Annotated in this window: 19 protein-coding genes and 2 riboswitches; of the genes, 8 read left to right on the top strand and 11 right to left on the bottom strand. The window is 60.8% G+C overall.

Translation table 11 applies throughout. The annotated features are described in order from the left end of the window. Positions 1-91 precede the first annotated feature (91 nt). Entirely contained in the window at positions 92-1,141 is a 1,050-nt protein-coding gene (gene cobW, locus DNK06_RS07695; protein WP_131179442.1) for a cobalamin biosynthesis protein CobW, read from the bottom strand. A gap of 98 nt (positions 1,142-1,239) precedes the next feature. Beyond that, a riboswitch (cobalamin riboswitch) is annotated at positions 1,240-1,421 on the bottom strand. Between the two features lie 223 nt (positions 1,422-1,644). Beyond that, positions 1,645-1,847: riboswitch (cobalamin riboswitch) on the top strand. A gap of 102 nt (positions 1,848-1,949) precedes the next feature. Between cobW and DNK06_RS07690 the strand changes: the two genes are divergently transcribed. The 4 genes from DNK06_RS07690 to cobM all read left to right on the top strand — a co-directional run bounded on the left by DNK06_RS07690 (position 1,950) and on the right by cobM (position 4,162). Continuing rightward, the gene (locus tag DNK06_RS07690) at positions 1,950-2,129 is read left to right on the top strand and encodes a CbtB domain-containing protein (protein ID WP_131179441.1); all 180 of its coding nucleotides are present in this window, start codon (positions 1,950-1,952) and stop codon (positions 2,127-2,129) included. Between the two features lie 10 nt (positions 2,130-2,139). After that, the gene (locus tag DNK06_RS07685) at positions 2,140-2,856 is read left to right on the top strand and encodes a CbtA family protein (protein WP_131179440.1); all 717 of its coding nucleotides are present in this window, start codon (positions 2,140-2,142) and stop codon (positions 2,854-2,856) included. After that, positions 2,853-3,260, top strand: a complete 408-nt coding sequence (locus tag DNK06_RS07680) for a cobalamin biosynthesis protein (protein WP_131179439.1) — start codon at positions 2,853-2,855, stop codon at positions 3,258-3,260. The genes DNK06_RS07685 and DNK06_RS07680 overlap by 4 nt, the downstream gene beginning before the upstream one ends. A gap of 128 nt (positions 3,261-3,388) precedes the next feature. Beyond that, positions 3,389-4,162, top strand: coding sequence for a precorrin-4 C(11)-methyltransferase (gene cobM, locus DNK06_RS07675; RefSeq protein ID WP_131179438.1), 774 nt, complete (start codon positions 3,389-3,391; stop codon positions 4,160-4,162). Here the strand turns inward: cobM and DNK06_RS07670 are convergent. Beyond that, positions 4,125-4,439 (bottom strand): hypothetical protein, encoded by a 315-nt coding sequence (locus DNK06_RS07670; protein WP_131179437.1) that lies wholly within the window; start codon positions 4,437-4,439, stop codon positions 4,125-4,127. The genes cobM and DNK06_RS07670 overlap by 38 nt on opposite strands. Before the next feature lie 69 nt (positions 4,440-4,508). Further along, positions 4,509-7,217, bottom strand: coding sequence for a PAS domain-containing sensor histidine kinase (locus tag DNK06_RS07665; RefSeq protein WP_131179436.1), 2,709 nt, complete (start codon positions 7,215-7,217; stop codon positions 4,509-4,511). A gap of 98 nt (positions 7,218-7,315) precedes the next feature. Between DNK06_RS07665 and DNK06_RS07660 the strand changes: the two genes are divergently transcribed. Both DNK06_RS07660 and DNK06_RS07655 read left to right on the top strand, forming a co-directional pair. After that, positions 7,316-7,792 carry a prepilin peptidase gene (locus DNK06_RS07660; protein WP_131179435.1) on the top strand — a complete coding sequence of 159 codons (477 nt, stop codon included), beginning with the start codon at positions 7,316-7,318 and terminating at the stop codon, positions 7,790-7,792. Between the two features lie 184 nt (positions 7,793-7,976). After that, entirely contained in the window at positions 7,977-8,723 is a 747-nt protein-coding gene (locus DNK06_RS07655) for a response regulator transcription factor (RefSeq protein WP_131179434.1), read from the top strand. A 154-nt stretch (positions 8,724-8,877) separates the two neighbouring features. Here the strand turns inward: DNK06_RS07655 and DNK06_RS07650 are convergent, their stop codons facing one another. From DNK06_RS07650 to cpaB, 8 genes are all read right to left on the bottom strand, one after another. Continuing rightward, positions 8,878-9,126, bottom strand: coding sequence for a DUF3613 domain-containing protein (locus DNK06_RS07650; RefSeq protein WP_242674732.1), 249 nt, complete (start codon positions 9,124-9,126; stop codon positions 8,878-8,880). Between the two features lie 332 nt (positions 9,127-9,458). Then, entirely contained in the window at positions 9,459-10,502 is a 1,044-nt protein-coding gene (locus tag DNK06_RS07640; protein ID WP_207389961.1) for a tetratricopeptide repeat protein, read from the bottom strand. Continuing rightward, positions 10,499-11,389: a type II secretion system F family protein gene (locus DNK06_RS07635; RefSeq protein WP_131179431.1), complete on the bottom strand. Its 891-nt coding sequence runs from the start codon at positions 11,387-11,389 to the stop codon at positions 10,499-10,501. Before DNK06_RS07635 ends, DNK06_RS07640 begins: the two co-directional genes overlap by 4 nt. Continuing rightward, on the bottom strand, positions 11,389-12,270 hold the full coding sequence (locus DNK06_RS07630) for a type II secretion system F family protein (RefSeq protein ID WP_131179430.1): 882 nt from the start codon (positions 12,268-12,270) through the stop codon (positions 11,389-11,391). The genes DNK06_RS07635 and DNK06_RS07630 overlap by 1 nt, the downstream gene beginning before the upstream one ends. Before the next feature lie 32 nt (positions 12,271-12,302). Then, positions 12,303-13,547: a TadA family conjugal transfer-associated ATPase gene (locus DNK06_RS07625; protein ID WP_131179429.1), complete on the bottom strand. Its 1,245-nt coding sequence runs from the start codon at positions 13,545-13,547 to the stop codon at positions 12,303-12,305. Then, positions 13,544-14,713 (bottom strand): CpaE/TadZ family protein, encoded by a 1,170-nt coding sequence (locus DNK06_RS07620; RefSeq protein ID WP_131179428.1) that lies wholly within the window; start codon positions 14,711-14,713, stop codon positions 13,544-13,546. The genes DNK06_RS07625 and DNK06_RS07620 overlap by 4 nt, the downstream gene beginning before the upstream one ends. Positions 14,714-14,722: 9 nt before the next feature. Next, a complete protein-coding gene (locus tag DNK06_RS07615; RefSeq protein ID WP_131179427.1) occupies positions 14,723-15,970 on the bottom strand; it encodes a type II and III secretion system protein family protein in 1,248 nt (415 codons plus the stop codon). Between the two features lie 19 nt (positions 15,971-15,989). After that, positions 15,990-16,946: a Flp pilus assembly protein CpaB gene (cpaB, locus tag DNK06_RS07610; RefSeq protein ID WP_131179426.1), complete on the bottom strand. Its 957-nt coding sequence runs from the start codon at positions 16,944-16,946 to the stop codon at positions 15,990-15,992. Positions 16,947-17,343: 397 nt separating this feature from the next. On the opposite strand from cpaB, the gene DNK06_RS07605 reads away from it, so the two are divergent. Together DNK06_RS07605 and DNK06_RS07600 are read left to right on the top strand one after the other, a co-directional pair. Then, complete coding sequence (locus DNK06_RS07605; RefSeq protein ID WP_131179425.1) at positions 17,344-17,535, top strand: Flp family type IVb pilin; 192 nt, start codon at positions 17,344-17,346, stop codon at positions 17,533-17,535. A gap of 18 nt (positions 17,536-17,553) precedes the next feature. Then, the gene (locus DNK06_RS07600) at positions 17,554-17,946 is read left to right on the top strand and encodes a response regulator (protein WP_131179424.1); all 393 of its coding nucleotides are present in this window, start codon (positions 17,554-17,556) and stop codon (positions 17,944-17,946) included. Positions 17,947-18,141 lie beyond the last annotated feature (195 nt).

Genomic DNA, 18,141 nt, shown 5'->3' with positions numbered 1-18,141 from the left:
TACAAGCTACAAGCTGCAAGCTGCAAGCAGGAACAGCCCGCAGCCAAGCTTCTGGCTTTCACTTGTGGCTTGAGGCTTGCAGCTTGAAGCTTCATTTGAGCGCCGCTTTCAGCTCGGCAGCGATGGCTGTGTGATCGAGCGCCTGGCCAATCACGATAAGGCGGGTAACCCGCGCCTCATCGGCCTGCCAGGCACGGTCGAAGTGTTTGTCGAAACGCAGGCCGACACCTTGCAGCAGCAGGCGCATTGGCTTGTTCGGAACGGCGACGAAGCCTTTGATACGCAGGATGCCGTGTTTTGCCACGACGTCCTTCAGCGCGGCAAGCAGGCGGGCTTCATCGATTTGCGGTAGTTCCACGTGGAACGAGTCGAACTCGTCGTGATCGTGGTCTTCCTCCTCATTGTCGTGATGGGTCTTGCGGCCTTCGATATGCAGTTCGGTCTCGCTGTTCAGGCCCAGCAGCACATTGAGCGGCAGGGAACCGCCATGGGCTTCGACCACCTTGACCGCCGGCGGCAGCTCTTCGCCAACTTCGGCGCGCACCGCCGCCAGGGCGTCGGCATCAAGCAGGTCGGCCTTGTTGAGGATCACCAGATCAGCGCTCGCCAGTTGGTCGGCGAAAAGCTCGTGCAGGGGCGATTCGTGATCGAGGTTAGGGTCGAGCTTGCGCTGGGCATCGACCTGATCGGGGAACGCAGCGAACGTGCCAGCGGCCACCGCCGGGCTGTCGACCACGGTAATCACCGCATCGACGGTGCAGGCGGTGCGGATTTCCGGCCAGTTGAAGGCCTGTACCAGCGGCTTGGGCAGGGCCAGGCCGCTGGTTTCGATGAGGATATGGTCGAGGTCGCCGCGGCGCTGCACCAGCTCGCGCATCACCGGGAAGAACTCTTCCTGTACGGTGCAGCACAGGCAGCCGTTGGCCAGTTCGAAAACGCGGCCATTAGCCTCTTCCTCGGTGCAGCCGATGGAACACTGCTTGAGGATTTCACCATCGATACCCAGTTCGCCGAACTCGTTGACGATCACCGCGATACGGCGGCCCTCGGCGTTTTCCAGCATGTGCCGCAGCAAGGTGGTCTTACCGGCACCGAGGAAACCGGTGACGATGGTGACGGGAAGTTTGGCGAGCGTTTTCATGGAGGCCCCTGGCGTCTGGAGAAACGGCGAGCGGGCAATAGATGGCAGGCACAAGCCGAAGCTGGCACGAAGGCATCACCGGATCACCCCGCCCGGTTGTCGAAAGCGTTATCGAGGCAGGTCTCCTGGCTCACAGGTCATGGCGCGTAGCCGGCCTTCCCGGTTTCCCAGTGGCGGTTGGCGATGCGCTCGCTGCTACAGTTGCGGGGGCAGCCACGGCTTGCCGTGTTCCCTCTTAGAACCTGTTCAAAGGCTCGCGAGCTAGAGTCCTGCAAGGCAAAAACAGGCGAGGAAGCGGAGTGTACTTTTGTACATGAGCATTCCGAGCCTGTTTTTAACGCAGCAGGGCCGACGCGCAGCAGACTTTTAACAGGTTCTAGCTCCATGGCGATACATGAAGAACCTCGAAGAACGCAAGGCTACGCAGTGCCTGGCGGGCGGTCAATCTCGACAGGGGTCACCAGGCCTTGCAACATATTGACGCAAACACCGCTTCATGGTGTTCTTGTGCGGCTGTTTCAGGTGTCTCGCGCCGCCGAGCGCGAGGTGAAACGGGAAGCCGGTGCAAGTCCGGCGCTGCCCCCGCAACGGTATGTGTACGAAGGGTTATCGAAGCCACTGTGCCTCAGGCATGGGAAGGCTGACCCACCACTGTCCCATGACAGTCGTCACGAGCCCGGAGACCGGCCTGAAGTAATCGTTTGGCAACCCGCGGTGGGCGGGCACACGCCGGATATCAGGCCGCCTTGCCTGCTCTCTCGCTGTGTCTTTCTGCCTCGACTTCCTCGTCCTGCAGAAGGCCACGCCCATGTCCACCAGCACTCTGTCCACCTCCGTTTCACTTCCCCTGTCACAGCGTCTGATCCTGGCCGTGGGCAGTTGCCTGCTCGGCGCCGCGCTGATCTTTTTCGCCGGGTTCTCCCACGTCGAAGCCCTGCACAATGCCGCCCACGATACCCGGCATAGCGCCGCGTTTCCGTGCCACTGAGGACGCCAGAATGATCAAGCGTATCGCCCAGACCGCGGGCTTCGCCGGCCTGCTCGCCGCCATCGTACTGACCCTGCTGCAAAGCCTGTGGGTCACCCCACTGATCCTGCATGCGGAGACGTTCGAAGTCGCAGAGCCCGCCATTATCGAGCACAGCCACGATGCCGCCAGCGTCGCCCATGAGCATGACGCCGCCGGCGGCCACAGCCACGACGGTGAAGCCTGGGCACCGGAAGATGGCTGGCAGCGCCTGTTGTCCACCGGCCTGAGCAACCTGGTGGTCGCCGTCGGCTTCGCATTGATGCTCGCCGGCCTGTTCACCCTGCGCGCGCCGCAGAAAACCTGGCAGGGCCTGCTCTGGGGCCTAGCCGGTTTCGCCACCTTCGTGCTCGCACCCTCAGCCGGTCTGCCGCCGGAACTGCCGGGTACCGCCGCCGCAGAGCTGGTGCTGCGCCAGTACTGGTGGATCGGCACGGCCGCCTCGACCGCCGCTGGTCTGGCGCTGCTGGCGTTTGGCAGCAACTGGATCCTGCGCATCCTCGGCGTGGTCATCCTCGCCCTGCCCCACCTGATCGGCGCCCCTCACCCGGAGGTTCACGAGAGCCTGGCGCCCGAAGCCCTGGAGCACGAATTCATCCTCGCCTCGCTGCTGACCAATGCCGCGTTCTGGGCGGTACTGGGCTTGGTCGCCGCCTGGTTCCATGGCCGCGAGCAGAAGCAGGCGTGAGCGAACGCGCTACCCTCGTCGCCGGCCTGGGTTGCCGGCACGATTGCCCGCTGAGCGAGCTGCTGGCCTTGCTCGACAACATGCTGGCCGAGCATGGTTCGAGCACTGCCGAGCTGACGGCCCTGGCTAGCAGCGAACACAAGGCCGACGAGCCTGGGCTGCTGCAGCTGGCCGAGTACCTGTGCCTGCCCATCACCTTCCTGCCCGCCGAAGTGCTGACGGGTTACCATGACCGCCTGAGCCAGACCTCCGATATTGCCCTGCGTGTCACCGGCAGCCCAAGCGTTGCAGAGGCCAGCGCTTTGGCCCTGGCCGAGCGGTTGAGCAGTCGAACCGCTCGCCTGTGGATAACCAAGCGCAAAAGCGCCAACGCCACGCTGGCCGTTGCCCGCAGCGATTCGTAGGGTGGATCACGCTTTATCGATCCACCGGGTGGCGATCCATCGGCTGGTGCTCCCCCGCCGAGCGATCGGACAAGCCGAACAACACGCAGGAAGAGCAAAGCGCCTTCTCCCCTACATTCAGGACTCCCATGACCGTCTACTTCATCGGCGCCGGCCCCGGCGACCCCGAGCTGATTACCGTGAAGGGTCAGCGCCTGATCCGTTCGTGCCCGGTGATCCTCTATGCCGGTTCCCTGGTGCCCGAAGCACTGCTCGAAGGCCATCAAGCCAGTCTGGTGGTGAATACCGCCGAGCTGCATCTGGATGAAATCGTCGCCCTGCTGCGCGCCGCCCACACTCGCGGCGAGAACGTAGCGCGGGTGCATTCGGGTGACCCGTCGCTGTACGGCGCCATCGGTGAGCAGATTCGTCACCTGCGCGCGCTTGGCATCCCTTTCGAGATCATTCCTGGCGTTACCGCTACGGCGGCCTGTGCCGCGCTGCTGGAAAGCGAGCTGACGCTGCCCGATGTCTCGCAAACGGTGATTCTCACCCGCTATGGCAGCCAATCACCGATGCCCGAGGGCGAGCAGTTGCATGACCTGGCTCGTCACGGCGCGACGATGGCCATCCACCTGGGCGTGCAGCATCTGGCACAGATCGTCACCGACCTGCTGCCGCACTATGGCGCCAGTTGCCCGATCGCGGTGGTGCACCGCGCCAGTTGGCCGGATCAGGATTGGGTACTCGGCACCCTGGCCGATATCGAGGAAAAGGTCAGCGCCAAGGGCTTCCGCCGCACCGCGCTGATCCTGGTCGGCCGCGTGCTCGGCGCCGAACACTTCGCCGATTCGGCGCTGTACCACACGAGCCATCACCACCTGTTCAGAGCAGGCGCTGCAGACGATACAGACTCTCGCTGACCTTGCCGCGATTGTCGGCGATGGCAATCTGCGCGCCCTGTTGCGCCAGCCGCTGGTTGATATCGCTGGCGTAGAGCTGCTTGAGAAAGCTCGAATAACCAGGATCGGCCGGCACCACGAGCTGAGTCGACAGCAAGGCATGCAGCGCTGGCAGGGAGAACTCCCAGTAACCCTCGGCGCAGCTGAAGCCGTTATCACGCAGTTGCCCCAGTACCTCTGGATCGCCACGCAGTACGCCTTCGCAGTAAGCCAGCACGGCCGTTACCATTGCCGTCATGTTATTTCCCGAACGTCATGGACAAGGCGGCCATGATGCCACGTCCACGGCAGGGCTCAGGAATCAGCCCTAGGCAGCAGGTAGCTCGATACGGAAGCAGGCGCCATGCTCCCGATTGCTCACACCCAGCTTGCCACCCATCTGACTGACCAGCCCGTAACTGACCGAAAGCCCCAACCCCGTTCCCTTGCCCACCGGCTTGGTGGTGAAGAAAGGGTCGAACACGCGGTCGAGCAGCAGCGGATCGATGCCACCGGCATTATCCTGTATCTGCACGATCACCAGGCTCGCGTCCCGTTCACTCTGCACCAGGATATGCGGCTCCAGTCCCGGATTCTTCTCCCGGGCACTGAGCAACGCATCCCTGGCATTGACCAGCAGGTTGATGATGACCTGCTCGAGCTGATCGGCATGGCCCTTCACCTGCGGCGAGCCGCACAGCTTGACGGTCAGTTCGATGTCCTTGCTCAGTTCACCCTCGCGAATCAGGGTCAGCGCGCCCTCGATGGCCGCGTCAGGGCTGAACAGGTCTCCCTCGACCTCCGAGCGGCGACCGAAGATGCGCATGTGATTGACTATCTTCGCCGCCCGGGCGACCTGCTGCTCGATGCGTTCCAGCTTGTTCTTCAGATAATCAGGCGTCGCCGAACCGTTCTCCACGCCATTGAGGGTATTGGTCAAGGCAATGCGCATGACATTGAGCGGCTGATTGATCTCATGGGCCAGGCCGGTGGCCATCTCTCCCAACACCGCCATCTTGGCGCTCTGGTTGAGCATCTGCCGAGCTTTCTGCAACTCGGTATCGTCGCGCCCCACAGCCTGTACCTCGAGCAATTTTCCACTATCGCTGAAGACACCGCGCTCGGACAGCTCCCACCAGACATGCTCGCGCCCCGGCAGATCCATACGCACCAACGCAGTACCCACCGGTTGCTGAGGCGTCAATTGGCGATGGCGCTCCTGGAATTGCGCAAGCTCCTGCTGCGACAAATAGGCAGCCAGGCTGATGCCCTGCAACTTCTCCTGGCTGATGCCCAGATACTGGGCGAGCGGCCGGTTGGCGAACGTCAGGCTCAGATCCGGCTGGTAACGACAGATGATTGCCGGGGAGTCTTCGACCAGAATCCGGTAACGCTCCTCACTCTCCCGCACCCGCTCGGCAGCCAACGCAGCGTCGGTAACGTCCAGGCATAACCCTACCGCTTCGACCGGAATGCCACGCTCGTCACGCAGCAGTTTCACTTCATCCTGCAACCAGTGGTACTCACCATCGCTGTCGATGAATCGATAGCTGCAGCTGGCAGCGCCCTGAGCGAGCAGGGTACGGGTACGCGTGAAGTAGGTGTCGCGGTCGTCGGGGTGAATGAAGTCGGCGAGAGGCCGGCGAATGAGGTCGTCCAGCGTATAACCCAGGAGTGCGCGGGTACTGTCGCTGCAGAAGGTCAGGGCGAAGGCCCCCTCCTCATAGCGCTGCACATAGATCAGGGCCGGAGCGCTGGCGACCAGATTCTTCAATCTGGCCGTCGCCGCGTCGGCCTCCAACTCCTTGCCCTTCATGTCATCAATATCCAACACCGCTCCGACGATACGGTGCTGGCCATTGACGGTGAGAATGCGGGTATGGATGCGGAACCAGCAAAGCCCCTTTTCGTCGTCACGCAGGCGGACGATCTGCTCGAAGGGTTTGCCCGCGGTTTCGGCATCGGCCAGGCGCACCTGAAACTCATCACGATCAGCCGGACTGAGCAGCTCCAGCCAATCGGCGAGGGTCACCGATGCTTGCGGGTCGAGAGCGAAGCGTTGCACCAGATTGGGCGCCAGCAGGAAAGCGCCGCTACGTGGCAGGTATTCCCACCAGCCGGTTCCCAGCAGATCCTGAAGGATATCGAGGCGTTCGCCATGGGCCTTGCGAGCCTGCTCATCGAGCCGCTGCAGCAGAGGTGCCGCGACGTGAGCGAACAGATCCAGCCAATCGCGGGTATTGAGCTCCGGCATGTGCTGGTGGGCAATATACGGTGAACACAGCAACCAGGCGCGCGCGCCCTGATAATCACTGTAAGGCACCAGCCAGACGGAGTCTCCGGCATGCCATTCGGGGCCATCCCGCTCGCCGCGTAGCCACTGCACGGGCTGCTGCGCATCGTAATGGCACAGATCCAGGGGCAGCTGCTGGCCATCCTCCCAGAAAGCCGGCGCCATCGCGTCACTATGCTGGCCAGCGATCTGCCAGCCACCGCGTAGCGTATCCGGCACTGCCAGCGCCACACAGGTTACCTGTAGCGTCTGGGCCAGTGTCGCCAGCCAGCCTGGCAACTGCCGGGAAAGCTCCACCCGCTCGGTACTGCGTATGACCTGCGCCAGTGAACTGACCTGCGCGAACACCTGCAGCCGCTGTTCACAGGCCTGCAACCGAGCCACGAAGTCGCCAACCTCGAAGGCCTGCAGCGACCAGCCATCCGGCACCGCCTGCATCCAGCCGCGGGTGTGCAGGATGCCGCCGTCCCGAGTGGTGAAGGACAAATCGAGCATTTGCTGGGCGAAAGCGCCCAGATCCGACACCAGGTATCGACTCTGCCCGTAGAGCAGATCTTCCAGTGCGGTCGTCTGCTGCGCTGAAACGCGCAATCGGCTGGACAGGTTGCCGGAAACCTCGAGCACCTGACCCTGCAGATCGATGCTCAGGTTCAGGCAGGGGCTGCTATTGGCGGAAATGCCCGGTGCTTCCCGCACCACGGGCGAGTCGGACTCGCGCTTGAACCAATCCTTGAAGACATGCATCGTCCGGCTCACCTAACATGATCCAACAGCGCTCTCGGCCACCCAGGTGGCAGCTGTTTGATTCGGATGGCGTACCGCCCTCAACCAGAAAACAACCCATGAATTACATCGTCTTACTGTGCTGGCTAGCAGCCTGTGCGTTTCAGGATGCGCAACAACGCCGGATCGCCAACCAGCTGACCCTAGGTGGGCTGGCCATCGCAATCCTGTATCTGCTCTGGTCGGGTAACACCCTCACCGGAGCCACTCCAACTGCTGCCGTTCTCGCTGCCGTAGTAGCCTGCGCGCTTTCCCTGCCCGGCTACCTGACCCGCCAGATAGGCGCAGCTGACGTCAAGTTGCTGGTTGCATTGGGTGTCGCCAGTGATGCCATGCACGTGCTGCTTAGCGTCATCGGCGCAGCGCTCGCACTGTGCTGCTGGACACTCCTGACCCGCTTTCAACCTGAGCTACTGCTTTTAATTCCGAAAAAATTTAAGTACCTGGCAATGCCAAAGCTGAAAAATCATCCTTACGCGCCCTTCCTCTTTCTCGGATTCGCAATTAGCAGCCTTTGGTTAATAGCCAGGCAGTAACCTTTCAATTTTTTCGGGGCGCCACCCAACATAATGGAAATAAGCCTTCGTCACCATACATGACTAAAGCGATATAACTTTATATTAATATTCTTTTGGCGTAGTCCCTTTGACTATAACTTAGGTCATAGCTATCCTTTCGCCACATGGTCAACCCTCTCCAGACTCTAGGAAGTAGTACCGCATGGACAGCCCCCATCCCGTACGGATATTAGTCGTCGACGACGAGCCGCTCATCGCTGAGGAGCTTAAAGAGTTTCTTGAGCATGCCGGTTATAGTGTAACGAGTTGTCACACTGCACAGGATGCCCTGCAAGTATTCCAACAGGATCGCCGCATTGGCATCATACTCAGCGATATTCATATGCCCGGCCTCACCGGCCTGCAACTGGTCGGCGAACTGGCGAACCTGGCAGCTCCAGGGCGCCTTTACGAAATAGCCCTGTTCACCGGTAGCGCAGACAAACAGGATGTCATTCAGGCCCTGCGCGCCGGGGTATCCGACTACTATCAGAAACCGGTCGACCTGGACGAACTTAGGGTTGGCGTGAGTCGTCTGTACGAGCGGCTGGAGCAACAGACCAAGGATCAGCAGATCAAACTGCGCATTCAGGATCTGGCCGTGTCCTTGCACGACATGCGCACAGATGCAGCCCCCACGCCACCTTCCACTACGGCGAGAAGCGTTGCTTACCTGCCCTCCCCTGCTGGTTTCGATATCCCCGAACCCTTCGACAAACTATCGAAAAGGCAGCTGGCCGTCACACAACTGATCGCCAAAGGCATGACCAACTACCAAATATCCTGTGAACTGGGGATCACAGAGAATACTGTAAAACTTTATGTTTCACAGATACTCAGGCTAACGCGCGTTCACAACCGCACTCAGCTGGCACTTTCCTATCCGACTCATGCGAGCTATATGAACTAAAGCACAGCACGCTATTCATGGGCATTCTGCTTTTCGTACAAGTTTATCTATACGCTCAATCATTCTGTACAATTTTACCGAATGGTCTACACCCTTACCTGCCATGAACATTGAGCAACTACTCAACGCTCACGACATACATTGCTGAATGTATTTACTTGCTCAGCTCTCCACCCGCTTCCTGATCAAAGAACTCTGGTATGGGGTGTTTATGGCTTTCCAGCCAGCGCTGCATGGCGAGTTCACGTTCAGCAGGTGTCGATACCTGAGCGTGACGGGATGCTTGCAGCCCGTCACGCTGAACGCGTAACCAATACTCTGTCTGGGTTTCAGCATTACTGCCGATCAAGCCATGCCTTCTGTCTTCACTTGCGGCCAGCGTCACCAGCGGCAGGCACGCCAACAGCAGACAACCTAGGGTCTGTTGACGTTTCAGCGCAAGCCGCGTTGCAGCGAGAAATCTCGCCAGGCGAGGCGGAGGACGCCGGTAATGGTTGTTCCCTTGCCAAGTCCTCCAACAACGCATGGCGAGATTTCCCGCGCAACCCGCAGGGCCGGGCCCGTTTTTGCGCGATGCGGCGCTACTCGATGGCTCATTTGGCCCACTAAACTTCGCGGCTCGTGCCTTGCCTCGCGGCAAAACGAGCTCCGGCGCGGCCGTGCGTGAAACGTCAACAGACCCTGGCATTTTCCTGTTCATAACGCTCTCCTGATCGCTGTTGCGCAGTGTTTTGCTCAATGGGTGGTGGCTTCTACCCTGACGTCGCCACCGTCGGCAGGAACGATCAACCGACCCTCCCGCATCTCGATTGCAACGGGTGCCGAGGAAACGGTCGGGGCTCTGGTAACGCCAGGCACCACTGGTGCTACAGGTGCAGCAGGCGTAACAGGTGTTGCGGGAACCGACGATGCCCTGGTCACTGCACCTGTCGCAGTTGGCTGTGCTACGGCGGCAGACGCTGGGCGCACCTGCGCGGGCAGCGCCAAGGGCGCAGAAACTTGCGGCACCTGGATCACCCCTGCCGGGGCGACGAGAGCGGGCGCCGAGGCGGCAGGCCTGGCGGGTACCGGCCTCTCGCCAGCGGAAGTCGCAACGGCAGCTGTTTGACCGAGCTGACGACGCAATGCCTGAGCGCGCTCACCGGCAGCACGGTACTGGCTGGGGCTGAAAGACATGCGTTTCACCAAGGCACTGGCCTGGGTGAGGTTCTGCTGGTAAATCAACAGGGTCAGCAGGTTCAATCCCGACTGCCTTTCTGCTTCATTCAGCTCTATGGCGGTCAGCAGCTCGAAGCGAGCCTCTTCCATACGCCCCAGGTTCATATACACCACACCCAGGTCATTACGAATGGCGGCGCTGGTCGGATCCAGGCTGGCGGCCCGCCGCATGCGCACAAGCGCTTCGTCATAATGTTTGTCAGTGCTGGCGAGCTGGCCCAGGCCGTGCTCGCCCTGGGCCCTCAGGCAGGTATCGACCAGGCTGGCATACAGTCCCTTGGCCTCCGGTCGATTCAGCGTGCGCAGGATACGAGCCTTGTGCAAACGCGCTTCGGGCAAGCTGCTGGGCAAACGCTCCAGGTTGGCCAGGGCGGCGTGCAGGCGCCCCTCTTCAGTGGTTTGCTGTGCCAGGTTGAGCGCCAACTCCTGATCCTGGGAAAGCGGTGCACAGGCCTTCGGCGCCGTCTTGGCACGATCGACCAGCCAGGATGAATCGGGAACGTTTCCGGCGCAGCCCCCCAACAACCCAATCAACCCTACCGCAATCACTACACGCTTCATCTCATATCCCCTAGTGCCCCGATGATTGCGATGAACCCAGGGCCTGCCAATACGATCAACAAGGCCGGGAACAGAAACACCATCATCACGACGGACATCTTCCCGGACAGTTTGGAAACTCTTTCTTCAAGAGCCGTGTGACGCCGATCATCGATCAGCTCCTTGAGCGCCAGAAGTGACGCCATGGCGCCGCCTCCCTGGACGATCAGTTGTTCGAGGATCACGACACAACCAGTGACCTCATCCACGTCCAACAGGAGCGCCATGTCATGCAGTTCCCGGCTCAATTCCAGCCCTGCATCCACACGCACCAGAACCAGGCGCAGCTCTTCACTCACGTGCGGCAGAATCTTCTGCGACTCCTTGCTGAGCACCCGCAGGGACTGTTCCACGGTCATACCGACATCGAACAGCATGCGCAGCAACGGAATGAAGGTCGTCACCTCAATGGCCAGGGCCTCCTGTCGATTCCTGGCGGCCCAGGCCAGTACGCGCTTGGGAATCAGGTAGCCAATACCGAGAGCGAATACCGGTGCCAGCCAGACGGGCTTGGGCGCCTCGTCCAGCAACAACTGAATGATCACCACCAATACGAACAAGGCGAGCGGAGTTGCCAACTGAATGGCCGAGAATAACGATTGCTGGCTGCGCTTGCGCCAGCCCAGGCGATTGAGCAATTGCCGGGTTTCGCCGTCCATGCTCAGGGTGCGCCGCCCCAGCGAGCTGGTGCCTATGCCACGTAATACTCCGACCCCGGACATACGCGCATCCGTCCCCATGCGTTGGCTGAACTGACGACGAGCCCGCAGATCGTCCACCGCCAGATAGAAGAACACCAGGGCGGTAAGCAGCTGCAACAACGAGCTGAGCAGAAGCAAGGCACCCATCAAAGGCTCCTCAACATGCGCCAGAGGGCAATGCTGCCAAGCGCCTGCAAGACGAACGCCAGCAACAGAACCATTCGCCCGGTGGGTTCCTGCCACATGCCCAGCATGAAATCCGGATTGGTGAGGAAAATATAGCTGGCCAGCGCCAGCGGCAGCCCACCCATGACATAGGCACTGATTCGCGTCTCGCCAGTCAGCGCCCGCAGCTTGCGTGCACTCTGTTCACGCTCGCGGATCAGGCGGATCAGGTTCTGCAGCAATTCGCTGCTGTTGCCGCCATAACGCTGATTGACCCGCACCCCGAGTGCCAATACCTGAAACTCTTCCCGCTCGTACAAATCGGCAAAGTCCTGCAGCGCATCACCCAAGCCCATGCCGCGTTGCACATTGCGTCGTGTACGGCCCATGGCTCCGCGCAACGGATCGGGGGCGTTTTCCATCGCCAGCAACAAGGCATCTCCCAGGGTGCGCCCGGATTTCAGGCTACGAATGACGTGATCGAGAAAGGTCGGCAGTTGCTCGATCATCCGCAGCACCCGGCGCCGATAGCGCAGGGCGATGAACAGCCGCCCGATGATCAATGGCAGCAGCAACATCACCAGCAGACCAAGCCAATGGCCGATCAGCATTCCCAGCACCGCGCCGCCCAACCAGATCGCCAGCCACAGGCCCATCCCCCGCCGTGGTCGACTGACGCCGGCACGCAGGAACAATTTGTCCAGATGGCTTAGGCTTTTGGCTCGCCGGGACTCCGGCTGGTTCACCAGCAGCCGCTGCATGACCTGCTCCGAGGCCGCCAATACACGGCTCTTGCGCAACAGAATCAGGCCCAGCGCCAACAGCGTCAGACAGATCAGCCCCAACAGCAAAGATGCGCTCATTACCTTCTCCTTGGCTCTGGCAGACCAGGTTGCTATAGCGCGCGGTACAACTTGTGCCCTGCCGGATTCGCCGCTTCGCGGCAGAAGGTGCCGGTTCCGTTGCGATCAAGGCGAAACAGGGTGTTGGTCACGTATTGATCTTCACGCAAGCCAACGACTTCGACCACCTCACTGACGCAACGCCGACCATCCGGCAGACGGGTCAACTGAATCACCACATCCAGCGCGGCACAGATCATCTGCCGCAAGGTGCGCTCTGCCACCTGCACACCGGATAGCCCGACCAGGGTTTCCAGACGCAGCAGGGCATCCTGGGCGCTATTGGCGTGAACGGTGCTCATGGAACCGTCATGGCCGGTGTTCATCGCCGTCAGCACATCGAGCACTTCCACACCGCGAATCTCTCCGAGCACGATACGATCCGGACGCATGCGCAAAGCGTTGCGCACCAGATCCCGTGCAGCCACCTCGCCGTGCCCCTCGGCATTGGGAGGGCGGGTTTCCAGGCGCACCACATGCTCGTGATTGAGACAAAGCTCAGCTGTATCCTCGATGGTGACGATACGCTCGTGGTGGTCGATCATCTGGCTGAGCATATTCAGCATGGTGGTCTTGCCGGTGCCGGTGCCGCCGCTGATCATGATGTTGCAACGACGACCAACCATCAGCTCGACACAACTGAGAATGGCCTGATCCAGCGAATTGCTGGCCAGCAGGTCGGCGCTGCGCAGCATATCCTTGCGGAACTTGCGCACCGACAGACAGGGCCCATCCAGCGCCACGGGCGGAATCACCGCGTTGATCCGGCTGCCATCGGGCATGCGCGCATCGACCATCGGCGACGACTCATCGAGACGTCGTCCCACCGGCGCCAGAATGCGCTGGATCACCCGCAGAACATGCTGATCATCGATGAAACGCAGATCGCTCAGCTGCAGAACACCACCGCGCTCGATGAACACCCGATGCGGGCCGTTGACCAGTATTTCAGTCACCCCTTCGTCCTTGAGCAGGATTTCCAGGGGTCCGAAACCGGTGAGCTCATCGACCAGCTCTTCGGCCAAGCGATCCACTTCATAGCGGGAGATGGCGATATGCCGGCGGCTGACGTACTCGCCGACTTGCTCGGTGACGAAGTGCGCCAAGGTAGTACGAGCACCTTCCAACAGGTTCTCGCCCTTTTCTTCCAGTGCATCGATCAGGTAGCGATGCAGCACGTGCTTCAGCTCCTGAACGCTGACCCGCCCACCCTCGCCACCGAATAGCCCGATCGTCATGAGCCGACCCTCAGCACACGCTTCCACCAGGAACCTGGCGAACGCCGCCGGTGCTGCAGAATCTGGTCGGCCAGATGCAACAAGCCCTGGGTAAGGGTATCGCGAGGGGCTGTCTGATACAGCGAACGCGCCTGGTTCTTACCCTTGAGGCGAGTCACCGGACTCAGGGGCAAGCCGATCCCGAGTGGTAGCTCCAGGGTACGTGCCAGCTCCTGCAGACTGGGTGCAACGGAGGACTGATAGCGATCGACCAGCAACCGGGCATGATCGAGTTTCACCCCCTTGTTGCGCCACGACGCCAGTCGCTCCATGTTACGCCGGCAGTTAGGCACACTCTGATCCACACACCACAGCAGGTACTGGCCCTGGGCGATGAAAGAGCGCAGAGCGTCGCTGTCTGGCTGCCCGCACAGGTTGACGACCACGTGCTCGAAGTTCTGCCGCAGGCTTCCCATCAGCAGAAATAGCTCGCCCAGGCTGAACAGTGCGAGCGCGTCGTCTTCCGACCCCTGGGCCAATATACGCAAACCGTCGGGATGGCTGGTGAAGGCGCTCTCGATCAGGTTCGAATCGAGTCGCCTGATGTTGCGCAACGCATCACCGAAAAAGAATGAGGCCTCCAGAGCGAAAAGCTCCAGGCTTTCGCCCTGCGGCACACCCAGGTCGATCAGCAGTGTGCGCTGACCACGAGCCTGGAATTGCAGAGCCAGATGCCCGGCCAGCAGAGCGGCATCCGCATCGGGCTGCGTTCCATAGAACAGAGTCAGATCTCCCTGTTCACGCGAGGGCGGCAGTTGCGGCAAGCGCTGGGTCAGGCGCCGCACCAGGCCCAGCACTTCGCTACTGCGCGAACCGTAGGCGATGAAGTCGCGGGCTCCGGCACGCATGGCGTTGAGCACCAGCTGGTTATCCATGCCATCGCCGAGAGCGACCACCACCACCATCGGCCGCACGTCGAGCAGCGCTTCGATCAATGCGCTCTGGTTACCCTGGCTCTCGCGGCAGAGGCCGACGAACACCAGGGAACTGCCGGTCATATCCATCAACCCCAGCACGTCATCCAGGGTCTCGCCCACGTTGAGCACCTGGCCCTGACCGGCCAATGCGGCCTGCAGCCAATCGAGATCCTGCTTGCGGCGAGTCTGCGCCAGAAAAATCTGTTCCATGCCCACTCCCTAGCGCGACAGTCCGTCTAACCGATCGAAATTGCCGTTTTCCATGAATAGCTGCCTGAAAACGCCGGGATCATAGTTGCGGAACCCCTCACCCGGCAGCGGCGGCAGGTCGGCATTGGCCGCCAATGGCTGTACCAGACGCGGAGTGACCACCATCAGCAGCTCACGCTCTTCACTGTTGATGCTTGAGTTGCGGAAAAATGCGCCGATGACCGGAAGGTTGCCAAGGAAGGGCAACTTATCCACAGCAGAATTATTGCTGGACGACATCAACCCACTGATGACGAAACTCTCGCCATCGGCCAGTGACACGCTGGTATCGGTACGCCGCACATTGAGCGCCGGCACCTGGGTGCCGGCGATGGTGATGCCCGCGCTGAAGTCCAGCTCGCTGACCTCCGGCGCGACCTTGAGGTTGATGCGGTTGCGCCCCACCACGGTCGGTGTGAGGGTCAGGCGCACACCGAACTCCTTGTACTCGATGGAAATCGAGTCGCTGCCGCTGCTGGGCACCGGTACCGGGAATTCGCCGCCCGCCAGGAAGGTTGCGCTCTGTCCGTTCAACGCCACCAGGCTGGGCTTGGCAAGGGTATAGGCAAAGCCGCTGCCCTCCAGTGCATCCAGGCCCAGCAGGAACTTGCTGCTGCCACCGCCCCAGAGGATATTGAACCCCGTATCGGACGTAGGGAAGGGAGCGCCCGGCCCGACCCCACCAACGCCACCGACTGGAACAGTGCCAGGCGCGGTGCCGGGAGAGCCGAACAGGAAATTGTTCGAGGCCGTGCCGAAGATTCTTACCCCCATTTCCCGAAGCTTGCTGCGCCTGATCTCGACGAAACGAATATCGGTCTGCACCTGGCTTGGCAGCACTTCCTGATCGTAGGGCACCACTGGCGCGGCCACCGCTGCAGTCGCCGCGCCCTCTACGAACACCATGCTCTGCCGCGGTTCGCGGTCGCAGCGCGTCCACACCATCAGGCTGGTGGCACCACCCTTCTTGCCCATCAGCAGAAAGCTGTCTTTGGTATTGAGGGTGACATCGGCCACCGTCGGATCGCCCACCGCCAGGCGCACGATGGGCACCGGGTAGCGCAACTCGCGCTGCATGCCCTGGGTCACCTCCATCACGGCCGGTACCGGTTCCAGGCCCGCGCACGAAGCGAATACCGCCGAGGGCATCAGCAACGCGGTCGCCATCAGGCAAATTGCCAGGCGCGATGGACGCGGACTACGTTTGGCATTGTTCATGGTTGTGCATCCTTGCCGGTCAGGGGTTTTGCCGAGTGACGTCATTACCGCGATACACCTGAATACCGGCCGGCGCGCGCTGAACCAAGCCAGGCTGCGGCCGTGGAGGCGTACCCCGCAGCGCCAGCTTCTCGAACTGGAACAGCTGCCGCTGGGCTTCTTCGATATCCACCTTCAGCGCATTCCCGGCGTAATAACCCGCCAGCAGTTTTTCATCGACACTGCGTACCGCCAGACGCAGGCTGCCGACCTGGGCCGCCAGCATGAAACGAGTGAGTAGTGCTTCGGGCACTGCCAGAACGGCGGTGCTGGCAACGCTGCGTCGACGGCGCTTATCGTCATCCGGCTCACCCGCTGGCCGTGCGGCTTCGCCCTGATTGGTCGCCCCCAGTTCATCGCCAACGCTGAGCAGGCGCAAGGCCGGGATCAGCACCTGGGCGGTCTGGTCGCGGTTCTTTTCGTCCTGGCGCAGATACAACAGCACATCCACATAATCGCCAGGGCTCAGATGGCCGCCGCCGCCGATTACCTCATCCACCGCCACGGCAATGGCGCGCTCCTGTGGACGAATCATCCGCGCCAGCGGGCCGCCCATCTCGAAAGTCGCCTGATTCAGAACGCTACCCGCTGGCGTCTCGCGCCACAGGGTGCGACCGACCAGCTCATCGGGATTGGAGAAGCTACCAGGGGGGGCGATGAGCAAGCGCTCGACGGCAAGGTCTTCACGGCTGATGGGAACCAGCGGCCGAACCGAACGCGCCAGCACCACGACATCGGTGCGCCGCTGCTCGTCGACTTCGCTGATCACCTGTTCCCTGATCGTAGCGGGCGCGGCAACAGTGTCGGGAGTAACAGAATCCACCGGTACCGGGGAGCGGGCAACCGGCTCTCGACTCAGGCTCAGCCCCCAGTAACCCGTGACTACCGCACCGACCAGAAGAACCCCGGCCAGCACCAACGTCAATCGGCTATTCATGACAACACACTCCCTGTAGCCATATAACTGCAAACGCCGGTAATGGATATTTACTTTATTTACTTATAGAGACCCGCGACAAAAACACAAAACACTTCATCGACGGATTATTTCAGGCTAGCCATCTTTAGCCGGGAACCAAAATGAATAGGCCGCGTCATCGCTAAGCGACCTAACCATTCGTCGCGCATGGTAAACAAAGCACTCTGCCGCAACAATACTCTTTATCGGCTAATACCCTGAACTTTATAGGTAGTCGGGCACCTATAATTGTGAATAATACTTTCTATGTAATACCAAGGTAAGTTTGCGAACCGGCTCACACCCTCCCTACACTTCCCACTGAAAGCCACACCTACAGGCGCTCTGCCTGCACGGATACAGAGGAAGTATCACCATGAACAAACCTATTATGCTCCGCGAAAAAGTTCGCGATTTCTTTGCCCGTGAAGAGGGCGCGTCGGCTATTGAATATTCGATTATTGCGGCACTGATTGCTGTTGTTATCGTAACTGCAGCTGGAGCGGTTGGTGACAACATCGTGCTAATTTTTGAAAACATCCGCGACGCCTTAGCTATTGGTGAATAAACTCTTTAATAAAAATTTATGCGCCAACATATCTTATTGGTAGACGATGAAACCGAAGCCCTCGAGGAACTCGGCGAGTTGCTCGAAGGGGCAGGGTTTCAGTGTCATTGCGCCAATAGCGTCAGCGCAGCCATGCTGTGCCTGCAGACGTGCCCAGCCATCGCCCTGGTGATCACCGACCTGCGCATGCCGGACGAGAGTGGCCTGCGCCTGATCCAGGATCTGCGGGCCAATCCGCTGCATGCCTCGCTGCCGGTTATCGTCATGTCCGGCCATGCCGACATGAATGATGTGATCAGCCTGCTGCCTTTGCAGGTCATCGATTTTCTGCCCAAGCCCATCTATCACGAGCGCCTGCTCGAAGTGCTCAACCAGCGCTTTCCTATCGCGCCAGCGACTGCCAAGGCCTGAGCCGATCGCTGCACCGCCGCCATGTACGACGCATAAAAAGGCGGAAGCAGCCGGTCGTAGGGTGGATCGGGGCGCGTAGCCGACGCTTGCCTACGCGGCCCGATCTGTCCACCACTCTGCAATCGCAATGGTGGATGAAAAAAGCGTCATCCACCCTACGGCTGCTTCAGCCCCGTAGGTTGGATTAGCGAAGCG

The organism is Phytopseudomonas daroniae (genome assembly GCF_004327285.1).
Lineage (GTDB): Bacteria > Pseudomonadota > Gammaproteobacteria > Pseudomonadales > Pseudomonadaceae > Aquipseudomonas > Aquipseudomonas daroniae.
This window is presented reverse-complemented; position numbering and strand designations above follow the sequence as displayed.

Excerpts from the sequence above, each read along its gene's own strand:
- DNK06_RS07635 (WP_131179431.1), bottom strand. The coding sequence starts at position 11,389 with ATGGGTGCCTTGCTTCTGCTCAGCTCGTTGTTGCAGCTGCTTACCGCC.
- cobM (WP_131179438.1), top strand. The coding sequence starts at position 3,389 with ATGACCGTCTACTTCATCGGCGCCGGCCCCGGCGACCCCGAGCTGATT.
- DNK06_RS07670 (WP_131179437.1), bottom strand. The coding sequence starts at position 4,439 with ATGACGGCAATGGTAACGGCCGTGCTGGCTTACTGCGAAGGCGTACTG.
- DNK06_RS07685 (WP_131179440.1), top strand. The coding sequence starts at position 2,140 with ATGATCAAGCGTATCGCCCAGACCGCGGGCTTCGCCGGCCTGCTCGCC.
- DNK06_RS07655 (WP_131179434.1), top strand. The coding sequence starts at position 7,977 with ATGGACAGCCCCCATCCCGTACGGATATTAGTCGTCGACGACGAGCCG.
- DNK06_RS07630 (WP_131179430.1), bottom strand. The coding sequence starts at position 12,270 with ATGAGCGCATCTTTGCTGTTGGGGCTGATCTGTCTGACGCTGTTGGCG.
- cobW (WP_131179442.1), bottom strand. The coding sequence starts at position 1,141 with ATGAAAACGCTCGCCAAACTTCCCGTCACCATCGTCACCGGTTTCCTC.
- DNK06_RS07625 (WP_131179429.1), bottom strand. The coding sequence starts at position 13,547 with ATGACGATCGGGCTATTCGGTGGCGAGGGTGGGCGGGTCAGCGTTCAG.
- cpaB (WP_131179426.1), bottom strand. The coding sequence starts at position 16,946 with ATGAATAGCCGATTGACGTTGGTGCTGGCCGGGGTTCTTCTGGTCGGT.
- DNK06_RS07660 (WP_131179435.1), top strand. The coding sequence starts at position 7,316 with ATGAATTACATCGTCTTACTGTGCTGGCTAGCAGCCTGTGCGTTTCAG.
- DNK06_RS07620 (WP_131179428.1), bottom strand. The coding sequence starts at position 14,713 with ATGGAACAGATTTTTCTGGCGCAGACTCGCCGCAAGCAGGATCTCGAT.
- DNK06_RS07665 (WP_131179436.1), bottom strand. The coding sequence starts at position 7,217 with ATGCATGTCTTCAAGGATTGGTTCAAGCGCGAGTCCGACTCGCCCGTG.
- DNK06_RS07690 (WP_131179441.1), top strand. The coding sequence starts at position 1,950 with ATGTCCACCAGCACTCTGTCCACCTCCGTTTCACTTCCCCTGTCACAG.
- DNK06_RS07600 (WP_131179424.1), top strand. The coding sequence starts at position 17,554 with ATGCGCCAACATATCTTATTGGTAGACGATGAAACCGAAGCCCTCGAG.
- DNK06_RS07605 (WP_131179425.1), top strand. The coding sequence starts at position 17,344 with ATGAACAAACCTATTATGCTCCGCGAAAAAGTTCGCGATTTCTTTGCC.
- DNK06_RS07615 (WP_131179427.1), bottom strand. The coding sequence starts at position 15,970 with ATGAACAATGCCAAACGTAGTCCGCGTCCATCGCGCCTGGCAATTTGC.
- DNK06_RS07640 (WP_207389961.1), bottom strand. The coding sequence starts at position 10,502 with ATGAAGCGTGTAGTGATTGCGGTAGGGTTGATTGGGTTGTTGGGGGGC.